General features: G+C 35.7%; 17 protein-coding genes. 6 read left to right on the top strand and 11 right to left on the bottom strand.

The window, feature by feature from the left end:
* Positions 1 to 54: 54 nt before the first annotated feature.
* The 4 genes from Q4493_RS17245 to Q4493_RS17230 form a co-directional block, all read right to left on the bottom strand.
* Positions 55 to 1,884: an SLC13 family permease gene (locus Q4493_RS17245; RefSeq protein ID WP_303455363.1), complete on the bottom strand. Its 1,830-nt coding sequence runs from the start codon at positions 1,882 to 1,884 to the stop codon at positions 55 to 57.
* Positions 1,885 to 2,138: 254 nt separating this feature from the next.
* Positions 2,139 to 3,323 carry a DEAD/DEAH box helicase gene (locus tag Q4493_RS17240; protein ID WP_303455361.1) on the bottom strand — a complete coding sequence of 395 codons (1,185 nt, stop codon included), beginning with the start codon at positions 3,321 to 3,323 and terminating at the stop codon, positions 2,139 to 2,141.
* A gap of 4 nt (positions 3,324 to 3,327) precedes the next feature.
* Positions 3,328 to 3,786, bottom strand: coding sequence for a DUF1456 family protein (locus Q4493_RS17235; RefSeq protein WP_303455359.1), 459 nt, complete (start codon positions 3,784 to 3,786; stop codon positions 3,328 to 3,330).
* 30 nt (positions 3,787 to 3,816) lie between these two features.
* Entirely contained in the window at positions 3,817 to 5,421 is a 1,605-nt protein-coding gene (locus Q4493_RS17230; RefSeq protein ID WP_303455357.1) for an ABC-F family ATPase, read from the bottom strand.
* Positions 5,422 to 5,997: 576 nt separating this feature from the next.
* On the opposite strand from Q4493_RS17230, the gene Q4493_RS17225 reads away from it, so the two are divergent.
* Both Q4493_RS17225 and Q4493_RS17220 read left to right on the top strand, forming a co-directional pair.
* On the top strand, positions 5,998 to 6,429 hold the full coding sequence (locus tag Q4493_RS17225) for a hypothetical protein (protein ID WP_303455355.1): 432 nt from the start codon (positions 5,998 to 6,000) through the stop codon (positions 6,427 to 6,429).
* Positions 6,430 to 6,686: 257 nt separating this feature from the next.
* Positions 6,687 to 7,001: a GIY-YIG nuclease family protein gene (locus tag Q4493_RS17220; RefSeq protein WP_303455353.1), complete on the top strand. Its 315-nt coding sequence runs from the start codon at positions 6,687 to 6,689 to the stop codon at positions 6,999 to 7,001.
* Positions 7,002 to 7,008: 7 nt separating this feature from the next.
* Here Q4493_RS17220 and Q4493_RS17215 read toward each other — a convergent pair whose 3' ends face one another.
* The 3 genes from Q4493_RS17215 to Q4493_RS17205 all read right to left on the bottom strand — a co-directional run bounded on the left by Q4493_RS17215 (position 7,009) and on the right by Q4493_RS17205 (position 10,427).
* Positions 7,009 to 7,647 carry an FMN-binding negative transcriptional regulator gene (locus Q4493_RS17215; RefSeq protein ID WP_303455351.1) on the bottom strand — a complete coding sequence of 213 codons (639 nt, stop codon included), beginning with the start codon at positions 7,645 to 7,647 and terminating at the stop codon, positions 7,009 to 7,011.
* 22 nt (positions 7,648 to 7,669) lie between these two features.
* Positions 7,670 to 9,691: a methyl-accepting chemotaxis protein gene (locus Q4493_RS17210; RefSeq protein WP_303455349.1), complete on the bottom strand. Its 2,022-nt coding sequence runs from the start codon at positions 9,689 to 9,691 to the stop codon at positions 7,670 to 7,672.
* Between the two features lie 136 nt (positions 9,692 to 9,827).
* Positions 9,828 to 10,427: a GNAT family N-acetyltransferase gene (locus tag Q4493_RS17205; protein ID WP_303455347.1), complete on the bottom strand. Its 600-nt coding sequence runs from the start codon at positions 10,425 to 10,427 to the stop codon at positions 9,828 to 9,830.
* Positions 10,428 to 10,558: 131 nt separating this feature from the next.
* Between Q4493_RS17205 and Q4493_RS17200 the strand changes: the two genes are divergently transcribed.
* The gene (locus tag Q4493_RS17200) at positions 10,559 to 11,965 is read left to right on the top strand and encodes a PLP-dependent aminotransferase family protein (RefSeq protein ID WP_303455345.1); all 1,407 of its coding nucleotides are present in this window, start codon (positions 10,559 to 10,561) and stop codon (positions 11,963 to 11,965) included.
* An 80-nt stretch (positions 11,966 to 12,045) separates the two neighbouring features.
* Complete coding sequence (locus Q4493_RS17195; protein ID WP_303455343.1) at positions 12,046 to 12,990, top strand: response regulator; 945 nt, start codon at positions 12,046 to 12,048, stop codon at positions 12,988 to 12,990.
* Positions 12,991 to 13,053: 63 nt separating this feature from the next.
* Here the strand turns inward: Q4493_RS17195 and Q4493_RS17190 are convergent, their stop codons facing one another.
* Both Q4493_RS17190 and fadR read right to left on the bottom strand, forming a co-directional pair.
* The gene (locus tag Q4493_RS17190; RefSeq protein WP_303455341.1) at positions 13,054 to 13,587 is read right to left on the bottom strand and encodes an NUDIX domain-containing protein; all 534 of its coding nucleotides are present in this window, start codon (positions 13,585 to 13,587) and stop codon (positions 13,054 to 13,056) included.
* 142 nt (positions 13,588 to 13,729) lie between these two features.
* A complete protein-coding gene (gene fadR, locus Q4493_RS17185; RefSeq protein WP_303455340.1) occupies positions 13,730 to 14,440 on the bottom strand; it encodes a fatty acid metabolism transcriptional regulator FadR in 711 nt (236 codons plus the stop codon).
* A 209-nt stretch (positions 14,441 to 14,649) separates the two neighbouring features.
* Here fadR and nhaB point away from each other — a divergent pair, with 209 nt between their 5' ends.
* Positions 14,650 to 16,239, top strand: a complete 1,590-nt coding sequence (nhaB, locus tag Q4493_RS17180; protein ID WP_303455339.1) for a sodium/proton antiporter NhaB — start codon at positions 14,650 to 14,652, stop codon at positions 16,237 to 16,239.
* Positions 16,240 to 16,456: 217 nt separating this feature from the next.
* The gene (gene dsbB, locus Q4493_RS17175) at positions 16,457 to 16,975 is read left to right on the top strand and encodes a disulfide bond formation protein DsbB (RefSeq protein WP_303455337.1); all 519 of its coding nucleotides are present in this window, start codon (positions 16,457 to 16,459) and stop codon (positions 16,973 to 16,975) included.
* Positions 16,976 to 17,046: 71 nt separating this feature from the next.
* On the opposite strand, the gene Q4493_RS17170 is transcribed toward dsbB, so the two are convergent.
* Positions 17,047 to 17,688: a LiaF domain-containing protein gene (locus tag Q4493_RS17170; RefSeq protein WP_303455335.1), complete on the bottom strand. Its 642-nt coding sequence runs from the start codon at positions 17,686 to 17,688 to the stop codon at positions 17,047 to 17,049.
* Between the two features lie 185 nt (positions 17,689 to 17,873).
* The gene (locus Q4493_RS17165; protein ID WP_303455333.1) at positions 17,874 to 18,023 is read right to left on the bottom strand and encodes a DUF2986 domain-containing protein; all 150 of its coding nucleotides are present in this window, start codon (positions 18,021 to 18,023) and stop codon (positions 17,874 to 17,876) included.
* Positions 18,024 to 18,187: the final 164 nt, after the last annotated feature.

The raw sequence follows: 18,187 nt of genomic DNA, 5'->3' as shown, positions 1-18,187 counted from the left end.
GATTGTTTTATAACCGTTATTAGGTCAATAGTCTTATTCAGAAAATAAATTCTGTTATAAATATATCCAGCTTAATAAAAATGACAGCGTCACCCACATTAATAAAATTAATGGCACACCAACGCGAATAAAATCAGAAAATTGATAACCACCGGCATTCATCACCAAAATATTAGTTTTATACGCCATAGGCGTGGCGTAACTTAAATTTGCACCAAATAGCACGGCTAAAATAAAGGGTTCTACCGGCAAACCCAGTTGAGTGGCCACTGAAATGGCAATTGGGGTACCGATAACCGCTGCAGCATTATTTGAGACAACATTTGTTAATACCGCTAACATCAACATCAAAGCAGAAAGTACTCCCGCAGGTGGCAAATCATACGCCAAGGCGACAAACATTTGCGCAATATAATCTGCTCCGCCTGTTTGCATCATTGCCGAACCTAACGCTAAAGAGGCAACAACAATCAATACTACTTGACTGCTTAGCGCCACCGACAAATCTCGCCAATCAAGACACTTAGTGACTAATAAAAATAATGTTCCGCACATGGCACTTATGGCGATAGGTAATATACCAAAAGCAGCAACAGCAACAACGAAAAATAAGACCGCTAAGGCCAAAGGTGCTTTTTGTGAATAAGGTAACTCAGCCGCGCCATCGATAATTAAAAACCCCTGATTTTCTTTTAATTCATCAATTTGTTCAGCTTCTCCTTGTACTAATAACACATCACCCGTTTGAATCGGCACATGTCCTATACTTCTGCGCCCTATTTCCATGGCATTGCCACCACGGTGCAAAGCAATAACCGATATACCATAACGCTTGGCAAACTGAACTTCCTTTAACGTTCGCCCGACTAAACCTGACTGTTGCACAACAACGATTTCTGCCAAGGTTTGTTTCTCAGCATTTAAAGGGTGGTTTTCATCAACTTTATGACTCCCCGAAAAAAGGGTGGTATGTGTGGCTGATTCAAATTCTTTTAATTGATCCGGATAATCTTTTACTAATAAACGGTCGCCAACTTTTAATACAGTATCAGGAAAAGGCACAATATTTTGATATTCAGGACTTCGCTGCACCGCTTGAATATTCATTTGACCGTCGGTCATTTTTAATACTTCAGCCACCGTAGTACCGTTAGCAATACTTTCTTCATTGATATTTAAATAAGCACTGAAAATACGCGGAGAGGTATCCGGTAATGAAGGTGTTCGTTTAGGTAGTAATTTAGGCGCTATCAACCATAAATAGGCTATGGCAATACTCGCAGCAATGAGCGCCGGAGTAGCGAAAGCAAACATGCTGATACGAGGTAAACCCATATCACTAGCAACACTGACCACTAATAAATTTGTCGAGGTACCTATGGTGGTTGTCATGCCTCCTACTAATGTTGCTAAACCCATTGGTAATAACATCCCTGAAGTATCAGTACGGGTTCTTAAAGCAACATTAGTTAGTATAGGTAAAAACAAAACGACAATCGGAGTGTTATTGACAAAAGCACTTAATAAGCCAGCAACAATCAAGGTGATCAGTAATGAAAGGCCAGGACTTATTTTCCATAACTTCGCTAAATAACGCCCAACAGGTACTAACGCCCCTGTTCTCACTAAAGCATGACCAATAATCATTAAACCACAAACCGTGATTAAGGCTTCATGACCAAAGCCAAAAAATAAAGAAGAGGCTTCTAAATGAGTACCGTTAATTTCAAAAGGAAAAATAGTAAACAATAAGCATAAAATGACTAAAACAGCCAAAGATGAGGTTTCAAGCGGAATATCATCGCGACGAAAAAAATATAAAGCAACAACGGTAACTAACAACATGGCTAAAGCATGATTATTTGGGATATCAGGTATATTCACTATTTTTCAACTTACGCTAGCATCACGAAAATAATTCGCTAAATTACCAATAACGTTAGCATTACCTTATTTAAAAAGCGACGCTGTTGCAAAAAAAAGAATCAATTCACATAAAGCAAATTGAAAACAAGTTGATAAAAGTTAGATAAAATGAAGAGTTAAAAAGGTATATAAAAAGTCATTATTCCTTTATTTATCTAGCGAAATTCTATAAAAATAAAAGCAAAATCCAAGGATAAGCTTTATCAAATAAGTTAATGACGATTTTTGGGTTTATAATTTAATATCGATACTGGAACGGCTTTTTTCACGGGAAATTCATCAAAAGCTCTGCGTGAAATGATATGACCTAAGCGGCTTTCAATGGCACATAATTCTCGAAAGTTATCTTTTGAAACTAATGAAATAGCTTCGCCGCTTTCGCCTGCACGACCGGTTCTGCCAATTCGATGTATGTAATCCTCAACTTTTGCCGGTAAATCATAATTTACCACGCGAGCTAAATCGCCGATATCAATACCACGTGCAGCAATACCTGTTGCCACTAAGTAGTCAATTTTTCCGGCTTTAAAGTCGTTTAAAATGCGCTCTCTTATTTCTTGCGTGCGACCACTGTGAATACATTCGGCTTTAATACCACGTTTTTCTAATTGACTAACAAGCTTTGCCGCACCATGTTTTGTTTCAATAAAAATCAGCGCTTGTTGCCAGTTAAGTGCTTGAATTAAATAACTGAGCAAGGCTGATTTATTGCTTTTATCAGTCGTAACTAACCATTGATCAATTTTCGGTTGCGAAGCATTATCGTGATGAAGAGAAATCTCACAAGCCTTGTCGTCAATGGCACGCTTTGCCAATGCACGGACATCATTAGAGATAGTTGCTGAAAACAATAAGTTTTGTCTTGTATTGGGTAAGCGCTCAATAATTTTATTAATATCATCGATAAAGCCCATATCTAACATTCTATCGGCTTCGTCTAATACTAAAACCTCTAACTCATCAAAATGCAATAGTCGCTGATGAGCCATGTCTAAAAGTCTACCGGGAGTCGCAACTAAAATATCCACCCCCCAAATCAGGCGCTGCTTTTGTGGCTCGATAGCTGTTCCCCCATAAACCGCCAAGGAACTTACTGCTAAGTACTTTGCATATTGCGCAATACTCGCTTCCACTTGTATCGCTAATTCACGGGTTGGTGTAAGCACTAACGCGCGAATACGTTTACCACGCAAGGTTTTATCGTGATTAAATTTTTCAAGTAAAGGTAAAACAAAACTAGCGGTTTTACCTGTACCGGTTTGCGCCGCGGCAATTAAATCTTTTCCAGATAAAACGACCGGAATTGCTTGTTGTTGAATTGATGTAGGCTTGTTATGTCCCAATTCAGTTAATGCTTCTAACAGCGGTTCAGATAACCCCAATACTGAAAATGACATAGCGTTATCCATGAAACTTCATTTGTAAGCCTTTTAAAAAGGTAGATAACACGTCATCAGAGCAAGTTTTGTAATGTTTATGATTAACGTTTCTAAAGAAAGCACTTAATTCGTATTTACCTAGGGTTAAACCTGCTAAAGATAAAATTTCAATGACCTCATCCGCTTTTAATGCTAAGGCAATTTTTACCTTATTAAAGATAATATTGTTGGTTAATTCGTTTTGAGGTACTGGTTGTGGACCGTCTTTCTCGCCACGTTTTTCAATAATTAAACCGTTTAAAAAACAAGCAAACGCGAGATCTGGAATTTCTTGATAATCAGCTTCATCTTTTTCTTTATAAAAATGTGCTAACTGTTCTTTGGCTACATTGCCTTGGCCGAGCGCAAAGACCGCGATAATTTGCTCGTCAGTGAGAGAAAATATTTTACTGATTCGACGCAGTAGATCGTTGTTTATCATAAGTTACTCTTTTAAAAATCTATATACTGTTTAAGCGACGTTTTTTGCTTGTAGTTGACTGTCTAAATATTCATCTAACGTACCTTGAAAATTTACCAGCTGTTTATCTTTGATATCGATAATACGCGTAGCTAAACTCGAGACGAATTCTCGGTCATGACTAACAAAAATCAAAGTACCTTCAAAGTCTTTCAAGGCATTATTTAAGGCATCAATGGCTTCAATATCCATGTGGTTAGTCGGCTCGTCCATAATTAATACATTAACGTCAGCCATCATTAACATACCAAATAATAAACGGTTCTTTTCACCACCTGAGCAATTGCGTGCTTTTTTATTAGCATCGTCATCGGTAAAAAGCATTCTGCCTAACATGCCTCGCACACTTAAATCATTATGGCAGGGTCTGCGCCATTGCGACATCCAATCCATTAACGTTAAATCGTTATCAAAAAAGGAACCACTATCTTGAGGGCAATAACCTACCGACGCATTTTCAGACCATTTAATGACACCTTCGTTTTGCTTTAATTCATTTACTAAGCAACGTAAAAAGGTGGTTTTGCCAACGCCATTTTCACCAATAATCGCTAATTTAGCGCCGGCTTCTAATAATAAATCACCTTTGCTAAAAAGCGCTTCACCATCAAAGCCATGACCTAAATTTTCAAGTTCTAACGCTTGTCGATGCATTTTTTTACCCGGTGCGAAAGCAATTTTAGGGGTAATTCGACTTGATGACTTCACTTCATCTAATTTAATTTTATCCATTTTTTTAGCACGAGAACTCGCTTGTTTTGCTTTTGAAGCATTTGCGCCAAAACGGTTAACAAAGTCTTGTAATTCTGCAATTTCAGCTTCTTTTTTCTCATTGCCTGATAATAATTGTTCTCTTAATAAAGCAGATTGCGCTAGATAAAATTCATAGTTTCCCGGATAAATACGCAGTTCGCCGTAATCAATATCAGCCATGTGGGTACAAACGGCATTTAAAAAATGTCGATCATGCGAAATGATGATCATCGTACATTTACGTTTATTTAACTCAGCTTCTAACCAACTGATTGTATGAATATCTAAGTTATTGGTCGGTTCATCAAGTAATAAAATATCAGGATTTGCAAATAATGCTTGCGCAAGTAGTACACGTAATTTCCAACCGGGAGCAACTTGCTGCATAGAGCCATAATGAAATGATTCTTCTATACCTGCGTCGAGTAATATTTCACCGGCTCGACTTTCTGCGGTGTAACCGTCCATTTCAGCAAATTCACTTTCTAATTCGCCGGCACGCATACCATCTTCTTCAGACATTTCAGGTTGTGCGTAAATGGCATCTCGCTCTTGCTTAACCTTCCACAATGCCATATCACCCATGATCACAGTGTCGATCACAGAAAATTCTTCAAAAGCAAACTGATCTTGCCCTAAAGTACTAACTTTGTTGCCGGCACTCACAGAAACATTACCTGAACTTGGAACTAAATCACCACTGAGTATTTTCATAAAGGTTGATTTTCCACAACCATTAGCACCTATTAAACCATAACGATTTCCATTACCAAATTTTGCGGAAATGTTTTCAAATAATGGCTCTGCGCCAAATTGCATTGTAATATTAGAAGTAGAGATCAAAAGTGAGTTCCTAAATATTGGCTCGGCTAATAACAGTTAAAAAACGTCAGTCACTAGCAGGAAATGTTTAACTACGTATTGTTTTACTACAACAACGTATTGTTAATTAATGGCAAAACGCTAACAGCTATCAGTATCTAGTTACGCTTTTATTTACCGGTAATTTTGAAGTCGCGCATTATACAGGAATACGCTTCCAAGCTATAGCCTATATTGGCTTTTTATGGATAAATTTTCACCATCACCAAACTTTCAAGTACTGAGTATTGAAATAATCCTCCAAATGCCTCGCTATAAGTCGTGTAACGCACTTTCCTGATAATAAGATACTATCATCCAACTCAAAGCATTGTAATTTTATTACAAAAACTTACTTTCAAATAATAAACCAACGCAAAACTTGCAAAAAAACAAGTGAAAACTATTACAATACCGCAACAAAAATGTAACAAACAAACAAAAATGTAATTTAATTACAGAAATACCTTTACAAGCAAAAATAAATTAGTATAATTACTCTATCTTAAGTGATTGGCACTTAAGCCAATTTATTTCCAACGTGATTTAGAGGTTTATATGAAAAATTTATTAACGGTTTTATCTGTAGTTTTATTCGCTTCAACAGCAAATGCTTCAAATTCAAATGTGAAATTTGTTTCATTAGATAGCTCAGTAGAAAGTAAAATTTGTATTTTAGCGGCAACAGATGGCTATAGAGCTGCGAAAAAGCAAGCTGATAAAATGAATAATGTTTATGCTTTTAACATTACTTGTAACGGTCAAAACATTCGTGATTTTTCAAATTCATTTAAAGCACAGCCTGTAAAATCAAACGTTAAAGCAGTTTTTATCAAACCAGCAAATAACTCTATTGAGTCAAAAATCTGTGCTCAAGCAGTAAAAACGGGTATTGAATCAGTGGTAGGTACTACAAAATATGACGTTAATGAAATGGTTTGTAACGGTTTGAGCATTAGTCAATTTGTTAAGCGTTATAGCAACACTTAATAAAGAAAAGTTTTAGTTTTTTTGTAACTCCCCTTACAAAGACTTTTTAGCCACGTAGTTTACGTGGCTTTTTTTTATCTGAAACTCACTGAACTAGAAAAACAAACATATTCAACTTACCTAAAAGTTTTCAAAATCTGGCAGTTTTATCATTCAACGTTAATGATAATGTTTTGATTTATATATAATAACGAATATACTGTTCAACAAGTTTTGCATATGGAATCAACTCAAAAGATTTGAATAAAAGTGCGTATATGAATGAAATTAAAGAGAAGGTTTCTAAAGGGAATGTTTACGTAATGAGACATTCGCTCTTTTCTGATGTGATCAGAATAGGTTGCACACCTGAATCACCAAACGAGTATGCGAAAACTTTATCAAAAACGACTCCAGGCGAATATCAAGTGGTATTTCAGCTTTATTGTGATAATCCATGCCAAATAAAAAAACAAGTTAGAGAGTATTTAGACGCTAAAAAATATGTCAATGAATTTTATCAAGTATCGCCAGAAATTGCAGAAAAATTGCTAAAAACAGAGTCGTTAAAAATTCCTATTATCCTTGCATAATAATGACCTAATCTATAGATATTGCTTCAGTCATTATTGATGCTAAATCTGTAAGCGGCATCTCCCCAGAAGTCGCTAAGCCATTAATCACACCTTGTTGATTTTCCAACGATTGATTTTGGCTCACTTTCCATTTCCCAGTGATAGAGGTTATTTCTACCTCAACCCCTACAATGGCAGATAACATTTTTTCTATATACATGCTTGGTGCATCGCTTACCGACCAAGGTGTAGGCTGATGTGCTTCCTGAAGGTTTGTTAGAGCGCTAACAACCGCTAATTTATTTTCGTTATTATGTAGAAACTTAATTGTCCCTTTAACATGAACAGCAACATAATTCCACGTAGGAACAGCGCGTCCATGCTCTTGTTTTGAAGGGTAATAATTAGGCGAAATGTATGCGTTTGGCCCATTAAAAACAATTAATATTTCTGCACCAGCCGGTACGGTTTTCCATAACGGATTCGCTTTGGCAATATGAGAGAAAAGTGCGCTCTCCCCTTCTTTTTTCTGTAAATAAAAGGGAAGATGATTAACTTCAATACCTGAAGCTGTATGGGTGATTAAACTCGCAAAGGGATATTGTCCAATAAGTTCGATTAACTTGTCTTTATTAAGTTCTTGAAAATGTTTCGGAATATACACTTATTAATGTTCCTAAAAAGTACTATAAGTTAAATTCATCAACAGATTTATCCAACTTCTGCGCTAAACTCGCGACTTCTTTACTATGTGATAAGGTAGAAAGTGATTTATCGTTACTGTACTGACTTAATTGCACAACATCGTTAATACTATGATTAATATCACCGCTTAAAGTATTTTGTTGATGAGCAGATTTAGCAATATCTAAACTCATTGTGTGCATTTGCTCAATTGCTTGAGTAATTAAATTCAATGTTTCCAATAATTTAATGGTATGTTCTTGACAATTTTCCGCCTCTGTTCTTCCTTCGTTAACTTCTAGCACAGCTCTTTGTGTTTTACTTTGTAATGACGTGATCATCACGTTAATTTCAGCCGTTGATTCTTGTGTTCGACTGGCAAGCATTCTGACTTCGTCAGCTACAACAGCAAAACCTCTTCCACTTTCACCTGCTCGAGCTGCTTCTATTGCAGCATTAAGTGCTAATAAATTAGTTTGATCTGCAATACTTTGAATGGTTTCTAAAATACCACCTATATTTGTTGATTCTTGTTGTAATTCATCGATCAAGTTACTGGTTGTATCTAAACCGGTAGATAAGCTCGAGATTTGTTGATTAGTATTATTTGCAATTGTTTTTAAATCATCACTTTGGCTAAGTGCGGCAGACATTTGCTCTTCAGCAGACTCTGCTTGTTGTAAAACATTATCAGCACTAATATTTAGCTGGGTTGTAATATCCGTTACTTCTTTAACGGTATTTTGCTGCTGCTCTAACGAATTTACAATTTCAGCCACTTCACTGCTTGATAATTCAGCAGCATTATTAAGTAAATGACAATTAGTACTAATTTCACCAACAAGAGAACGTAAGTCTTCCACGACTAAGTTGACATTTTTAGACAAAATCCCATATTCATCTTCCGATTCAACAGTAAGCTGGCGTGAAAGATCGCCTTTAGCAATATGCGCTAACGCTTTATTAATTCTCACGAGTGGCAAGCTCATTGAGCGAACCGTGACAAAAGAAATTATTGAACTAACAACACTGATGATTAACAGTAAAACCCAAGTGGATGTTTGCCCTTTATCAACATCGTTTAGCACTTTTGCCTGTAAAGTATTTACTTGATTATTAAAAGCTACAAGCAATTTATCTATGGCGACAACAGAACTATTTACTTGGCTTTCAGCGAGAAGCGACTGTTGATCAAGCTCACTCACTTGAGTTAATTGTCCTACTTTCATCTGAGATAAGCTTTGCTCACCTGAAATTAGTGGCGTTAAAGTTTCAAAATCCACATTTACCTTATCAATAATTTCAAAACTTTTATGCCCTTGGCTTAAGCGCTTTAAATAATCTAATAATGGTTTGGTATTATCAAAACCAATCACTACCGACTCTTCAACGCTTAACGCATTTTCCATGGTATTAATACTAGGAATAGTTTCAATCGACTCACTTAAACTGATTAGATAGCCTTCTACTTGCACTGATACTGAAGATAATTGCTCAAGCAAGTTTTCATTTTCAGGATCTTCAAGATACGATAATTCAACTAATTGATCTTCAACGCTTCTCAACGTTTCAACTAAGCCATCTTTTTGGTTTGTTATTTCAACTTGTTGAGAAAGTATCGACTCTTTATCGGCAAACATCACATCTACTGTGTTTGAATAAGGTAAATAGTGCTTTTTAAAGTCTTTCAAAAAACTAGCACTTTGATGATTAGCGAGTAACCTGTCTATTTTTGATACTTCTAAATTTAGCTCAGTACCTACATCATTAAACTGTTGTTTCAGTTCAGTTAATTTATTTTCATTAACAACATAAGGTATAAGCGATGATAATTTCGCTTGTTTTAATAGCAGAATTTGAACTTTACTGCTGTGGTTTTGCACAGGAATGGCAAATTGGTCGACTTGTGATGTCGCTGTTTTGATCCCTGAAAGTATTTTTATTGAGCTTATACTTGCCACAAATAGTAAGAGTACGACAACAGCAAAACCTATAATAACTTTATGAGTAACTTTTAATTGCATATAAACCAAATAATAAAGAAATACTAATAAATAAAGGATAGCTCAACTAGTAAACGCTTATCAAAGTTTATTTAACTATACAGGTATGAAACCGGTTACATATAAACTGATTTCATTACTACGGATATAATTGACATTATATTTTACTTTCTAAGTTACGCTTAACAACTGGCCATTCAGTGTCAATAATTGAGAAAATTGCTGTATTACGATAACTGCCATCAGATAAAATTCGCTGATTTCGCAATATTCCTTCAAATTTCGCTCCTAAACGCGCAATTGCGTTTCTAGATTTTTCGTTTTTTTCATGCGTTTTAAATTCAACTCGAATGGCTGCCAACTCTTCAAAGGCATATTTAAGTAAACAATATTTCGCATGAGTATTAATATAACTACGTTGGAAGGTTGGTGTGATAAAAGTAAAACCTATCTCAATATTCCTGTCTTCCGGTTTTATTGAACAAAAACGGGTACTACCGACAAACTCTTCGCTCGCTTTATCAAAAATAGCATAAGCAACATGATCACCTTTATTCATCATTTCTTCAGAATATATTAACCAGTTTTTAGTGACTTCTTTTGAAGTGCATTTATCGGGTAACGACCAACGCCAAATATCTGGAAAGGCGCCTGCTTGATAAAACTCATCAAGATGCTCAATACTTAAAGGTCGTAAGATAACTTTATCGGTAAATAAGGTAGTAGGTTGAGGATTGAACACTTCGTTTGTTTTCATGGTTTAGCTCCAAAATCAATAAGGCTATTATCTTTATTTGTGGTATAAACAAAACAACCAGAATTATTTTTTGTGCTAGACCAATGCATTCTTTAAACATAACAGTCACCACAAAGCATAGACAACAATACTTGAATATTGCGCACGCTATTCGTCATGCGATTACACAAGGTCATGTTGCTCCTTCAGAAAATTTACCTTCGGCTCGAATACTAGCTAAACAATTGCAGGTGAATAGGCATACTATTATGGCGGCATATCAGGAATTAATCGCGCAAGGATGGGTTGAATCTAAAGAGCGACAAGGTTATCAGGTAAGCAAAAATTTACCTGTTCACCAAGTTTCACAAACAGAGCAAACAGCATTTAAGAATGAAATTCACTATCAATGGCAGATAGTTAAAGACAACAGCACTAAATCACAAAAACCCGCTAGTCAGTTCTTATATAATTTTGCAGGCGGTAATCCAGATATATCAATTTTTCCTTTTAACGATTTTCGTTCACATATGAATGCCGCTTTAAGCCGTCCTGCGATAAAAGAGTTAAATTATGGTGATAATGCCGGTTTTCCCTCTTTTATCCATGAGACTGCTAAGTATTTGCGACGAGTACGATCAATCAAGGATAAAGAAATTATCGTGGTTAACGGTACACAAGAAGCGCTCTATATTCTTTCTCAAGTGTTATTAACCAAAGGAGATAAAGTGGCGGTTGAAAGTTTAGGCTATCGCCCTGCTTGGCAAGCATTTGAAAGCGCTGGCGCTGAATTAATCGGCATAAATCAAACAAACCAAGGTATTGACGTTAAACATCTAGAATCCATGTTAAAAAAACACAGTATTAAACTCTTGTATTTAACACCTTTGCATCAATACCCGACAACCACGACATTACCGGTAAGTGAAAGAATAAACGTATACCGTTTAGCCCAGAAATATAATGTCGCCATTATTGAAGACGATTATGATCATGAATTTCATTATGATACTCAACCACTTGCGCCAATGGCAGCAACAGATCCTTCAGGGCTAATCATATATTTATCAAGCTTTTCAAAGTTAATGTTTCCAGCAATGCGTTTAGGCATTATGGCGGTAGATAAGTCTTTAGCTCCTCACTTAATTAATTATCGGACGATGGTTAATCATAAAGCGAATATTATTTCACAAGATGCGGTGTCAAGATGGATGAAAGAAGGTGGATTTGAACGCCATTTAAGAAAAGCCACTCGAATTTATCAGAAACGACGACAATGCATGGTAAACCTTCTTACGGCCTTTCAACAGGAAGGCTTAGCAATTAATTTCAGTGTTCCCCCAGGAGGCATGGCTTTATGGGTTGATGTGGGGAAAAATGCAGAGCAAATCGCGCTAAAAGCAAAAGAGTTAGATATATTCATTTTAGCTGAAAATGCCTTTCATTTGATGGCTGAACGAAATCAAAATAGATTCATTCGTTTGGGCTTTAGTGGACAAAACGAGGAAAACATTCAACAAGGTTTATTACTCTTAAAACCGTTATTGCAAAGAGGATAAAAAAATAACGGCTGCCTTGCAAAACTACAACGGCTCTAGTAGCTTATTCACTTAATAACAATAATAACTGAAGGTATTTCATGTCAATTAATACAATTTATAAAGTTACATTACATCCATTTATTAACGAATCTATTGCTAGTTTAAAATCGATGACTAGTTTAACAGGTAGTTCAGGTGATGCTTTTTTAGATAAAGTTGAAGATTTTCGCTTTAAAGGTTATGCCGTTTGTTCAAATATTACCGGTTGTTTAGATGGGGTTATAATGATGCATCATTACCCGGAAACGGCAGTCGCCATTGGTAACTCAGTTTGCCAAAATATGTTCGACGAAAAATATGACTATCAAGAAATTAATGAAGAGTTAAGTAATGCCTTAGCAGAATGGGGAAATACTATTGTTGGGCGTGCTACTGACTTACTCAGTAGAAATAACTTGAAGTTTGATTTTTCCAGTCCATATTTTATCCATAATTTTGATGATATGGAAAAATACCTTGAAGGGGTGAAAGAAATTGTGACCGTGCCAATTAGCGTTGAAGGCGTGGGAAGATATTATTTTAATTTGTTGGTGCGTAATGTTAATTTTCAAACAACCAATGTTGAACGTGAACAAAGTACTGGCATTGCAAATCCTCATAGCAAACCATTACCTTTACACAGTAAAGTATTACTCGTTGATGACAGTGCCATGATTAGAAAAGCGCTAAAACGTTTCCTTGCAAGTTTAGGTTATCACGATGTTATAGAAGCCGATGATGGCCTTACTGCCGTAGAAGCCGTTAAAACCGAAAAGCCAGATTTTATGTTTATGGATGTTGTCATGACAAATATGAATGGCAATGAAGCCTTAAAAACTATTCGAGCCATCGGCTCTGATGTACCTGTAGTGATGTTATCTTCCGTGACTGATAAAGGTTTAGTGGATGAATGTCAGCAAAGTGGCGTTTCAGGGTTTATCTTTAAACCGATTCAAGCCGATAACGGTGCCGAAATCATCAAAAACTATTTAAAAATTGCCTAACTTCACTGGCTATTTTAACGGTTAACATGATTAATAAGCGCATAAATTATTCTTTTTATGCGCTTATTTTTTATCATCATTTGTCAGCAATTCCGAGACAATTAATTTAAGTAAAAAAGTTTCTCGCTCAATTGAGAGTCCTTTATTTTCACTGTGTTTTATAGTGTGCTCGTTATGTTTAATTGCCTCATGAATATTAATCCACACAGGACGCATGCCATTGTTAATTTCATGAGTTTCTAGTGCTGTCTCCTGTAAAACATCATCAATAGTACATACAAAACAATACGACAGCATATGTACAATATCAACGTCATTTTTATACCAAGGCCGATACTCTTCATAGACACCAAACGCTTGAATATTTTGAACATTGTGGGCACCGGTTTCTTCTTTTAATTCTCGAATAAGCCCGTCAATTTTACTTTCACCGTCATCAATACCGCCACCAGGTAAACTATAATCATGATATCGCTTGGTGTATAAAAGTAGAATTTCTTCTCCTTTAAAGACAATCGCTCGAGTCGCTTTGCGGGTAAATTGATTGCTTGATAACTTTTCTATGTCAGGATGAATGGTTGATTTTAATAGGCGCATTATTGATTAACAAAATAAAGTAAATGAGAATAAGATTGAATAAGGCTTGTTGTGATTGATATTTAGAAAAACAAAAGACTGCTGAAATCTCAGCAGTCTTTCTTTAAGCGAAAACATAAAAGTTTTAGTTTTTTCGCGTAAACTACTCTGCCAACTCTTTTAAAACATCATCTTTAAGTTCAGACCAAAGTTTACCTGACTCAATACCGTATTTGCGAACGGTATAAATTGACTCATCATGCTTCCCTTCATTGGCAAGCTCAATAAGTTTATCATAATACGTACGGGTAATTTCGCGGCCCTTAGGATGAGCAAAATACAAACTACCTATTCGAGAATAAAGCCCTCTAAAACCATTTAATATTAATAAATAAATAGAATTTCCAGAAGCAACGACTAATTCTTTATTTAAGAGATAATCAAATTCAGCGAATGCTTCACCTGTATCTTCTATCGTTTTATATGCTTTTAGTAATTTAATTGTTGCTTCAGGGTTGTTCTTTATCGCACCACGAACATAAATCGCACTAATGTTAGTACGAGCTGACATTAAATTATCGACGAGATCAGGAATACCGTCTTGATCCAGTTGTGCTAAAGTTTCTAAGATATTTAAGCTAGACGTTTCCCAAAAATTATTCACTTTTGTTGGTTTACCATGTTTTATCGTTAACCAACCATCTCGCGCTAACCTTTGTAGCACTTCTCGTAATGTCGTTCTTGTAACACCAATAAGCTCTGAAAGCTCTCTCTCGGCAGGAAGTATTGAGCCAGGAGGAAATCCGCCATTCCAAATAGATTCGACAATATACTGCTCCGCAAACCCTGCAGGACTGTGTGCTTTAATAACCATAAGGCTCCACGCAACTTCTAATAAAATAAATTAAACTGATTGTACCAGAAGAATTTTTTGGTACAAGAAAGTTATTTTAAAGTTAAGATGATTCTATTTTACAAGCTAGGCATTAATGCTTAAACTACTTAAAGTGTCTAATAATTAATAATAACAACAAACAATTAACGCTAGTTAGCCGTTTGTTCAACCTATTTAAAAGGGTCAATATGCAACAATCATCTATGAGTGCTTTTTATAAGAACTTCCTCGGAAACTCGCCAGAGTGGTATAAATTCGCCATTATTGCTTTTTTAATTATTAATCCAATCATCTATTTCTTTGTGAGTCCTTATATTGCAGGATGGGCATTAGTGATTGAGTTTATATTTACACTAGCAATGGCGTTAAAGTGTTATCCATTGCAACCAGGTGGTTTACTCGCCATTGAAGCGGTAGCGATAGGAATGACATCCCCCTCACAAGTGATGCATGAAATGATCGTAAATTTTGAAGTGATTTTGCTACTAATCTTTATGGTGGCAGGCATTTACTTTATGAAAAACTTATTACTGTTTTTGTTTACAAAAATAGTCACTAAGGTACGTTCTAAAACTTTAGTCTCGCTTTTATTTTGTTTTTCCGGCGCTTTCCTTTCAGCATTTTTGGATGCCTTAACGGTTATCGCGGTAATTATCAGTGTCGCGATAGGATTTTACTCGGTTTATCACAAAGTAGCCTCTGGTAAAGATCATACACATGACCACGACCATACTTTAGATCATGAAGTAACTGACTATTCACGTGAAGATTTACAACAATTTCGTGGCTACTTACGTAACTTATTAATGCATGCAGGTGTTGGTACAGCACTTGGCGGTGTTTGTACTATTGTTGGTGAACCACAAAATTTAATTATTGGTCAGCAAGCCGGTTGGGAGTTCGTTGAATTTGCAATCCGTATGTCTCCAGTTACTGCACCTGTTTTTGTTGCTGGCATGATCACTTGTGTGTTGTTAGAAAAATTAAAATGGTTTGGTTACGGCGTAACATTACCAACTAACGTTCATACAATATTGAATGATTTTGATATTGCAGAAAGTAAAAAACGTACAACAATTGATAACGCTAAGTTAGTTATGCAAGGGGTTATTGCTATTTGGTTGGTTATTGGGCTTGCGCTACATTTAGCGCCAGTTGGTTTAATCGGTTTATCCGTGATTATTTTAGCGACAACGTTTACTGGTGTTACAGAAGAGCACCAGATTGGCCATGCTTTTGAAGAAGCCCTTCCATTTACAGCTTTATTGGCCGTATTCTTTGCGGTTGTCGCGGTGATCATAGATCAACAATTATTTACACCTGTTATCACATGGGTATTAACGTATGAAGGCAATATGCAATTAGTGATGTTCTACCTAGCTAACGGTTTATTATCTATGGTTAGTGATAATGTGTTTGTGGGTACTGTTTATATAACTGAAATCCAAAAAGCCTTAGTAGCTGGCACAATTACCAGAGATCAATTTGATTTATTAGCGGTTGCAATTAACACGGGTACTAACTTACCAAGTGTCGCAACGCCGAATGGTCAAGCAGCTTTCTTATTCTTATTAACGTCTGCACTAGCACCGTTAGTACGTTTATCATACGGTCGTATGGTTGTTATGGCGCTTCCTTATACTATTGTTTTAACCATTGTTGGCTTATTAGCTATTTCTTCAGGTTTTCTTGAAGAAAAAACGGCTGAATATTATGAGTCTGGTTTGATAAATCATCATAGTGCTGATGAAATATCACCAATAAAAAGTGGTCATTAATAGTTTCAATTAATACCCCTCAAAACGCCTAATGTATTTTCATTAGGCGTTTTTTTACCCTGAAAAACAATAATATTTACACTTTATACCAAAAGCCATAGTGAAATTTTTTCGCTAGTTTTATACTCTTATTATAAAAATAATCAATTATCTGAATTCAGTCTAAAGTAAGATAATCTTTAAACTCATTTCAGATAAGTTTTCATTAGGACATTCCGTGCAATTTTTAAGTAACTTAATCTCTAATAAAAAAGCCTGGCAATTACTTGCTATCAGTGCTCTAGCTTTTGAAATCACCGCTTTATTTTTTCAATATATCTTGGAATTAAAGCCTTGCATTATGTGTATTTATCAACGCGTTGCGATCTGGGCAATATTTTTTGCTGGTGTTATAGGTAGTTTCACTCATCAATATATTTTTGGTCGTTTGGTCTCATACTCACTGTGGGGGACTGGCGCTATATGGGGACTATTAATTGCTTTAGAGCATGTCGAAATGCAAAGCGCGACTATGTCATTTTTATTTAGTTGTGAATTTGTACCTAACTTCCCTAGTTGGGCGCCACTTCATGAGTGGATACCGGCACTTTTTGCCGCGACAGGAGATTGTGGAAATATTGATTGGCAATTTCTAGGATATAGCATGCCACAATGGATGATCGTAGTTTACGGAATTTATACTACGCTGTTTGCTGCGGTTTTACTTGCCAGACTTCAGCAACGTAAAATGTTTTAGCGATAAAACGATTAATAAAGGGGTTTATTGACTAATTGTACGTTGACAAACCCCATCTAGAACAGCTGAAATTAATTAAACATGCTTTTCATACTGTCTGCAAAAGCAACAAACTTTTCTTTGATGGTACGTTTTAATTTAATATCGAGGCCGCCAAAAATACAAAAACCTTCAATAATAATGGTCGGTGCGTTTCGATCCGCAATTGAGGGAGCTTTATTGTTAACACCACCAAAAACACAAAACGCTTTAGAGACAACATTTACATATTCTGGTACATAAATATTATCACCACCAAATAAGCAAAAGACTTTAATCGTGGTTACTTTTTGTGAAAACTTAGACTCACTGAAATCAATATTACTACCGCCAAAAATGCTGATTGAACGTAGTTCTTTCGGAACAGTCCATGCCCCGCTACGATCACTACCACCAAAAATATTAACTAAATACTCAATATTTTCATTGTCGCTTGGAGCTACCTTCGCATAAAAATCACGTTGTTTATTTTCTTGATATTCTTTATCAACGTTTAAGTCTAAATCTTCAGCTAATGCAGCTATTTTTTTATGATCTTGACTTGCCATTGCAGTATCTAAGCGTCGCTCAAATGCTTCATAGGAAAGTTTCCCATGGCTATAATTCATAATCAGTTGATCAATAACTTCTTCACGAACGGTATCAATCGGTCTATCTTCTATTGCAACAGGCATCATTATTTCCTTTTACTGGCCAGTAAACATGTAAGGTAAAGACAAGCAATTTGTGAACCAAAGATTAAGTAAAGTAATATCAAATAGTTAGCTAAAACCACTCTATTCAAACAAACTGATTTCAAGAATAATTCGTATAAACGATAAAATTTTAGTCAATTACACAATATTCTTTCAATGGACAGTTAAGCGTTTTTATCTAAGCTTTCAGCTTCAGCCATCGCCGCTCTTTCAGCTTTTGAAATATAACGAGGTTTATTACTTTTTTGTAATTTTGCATTGGCTTTTTTCAGTTTACTTTTTAAGGCATTATTAATTTTCTTTTTTCTATTCATTAGCTATTAATTACCACATTAATCGATTGAAGATAATTCTAGCAGAAATGAGATCCAAGCGATAATCACCTAGGTATAAAGTAAAAATTTTCCACCTTTGAACGTTAAACGAATAACTTAAACTGATTAAATAGCATTTCATCGCAATTCACTGTATTTGTTTT

The sequence above is a fragment of the Colwellia sp. 1_MG-2023 genome (assembly GCF_030546755.1).
Taxonomy (GTDB): Bacteria; Pseudomonadota; Gammaproteobacteria; order Enterobacterales; family Alteromonadaceae; genus Thalassotalea_H.
Note: the sequence above shows the minus strand (reverse complement) of the source record. Positions and strands in the feature narration are given on the sequence as shown.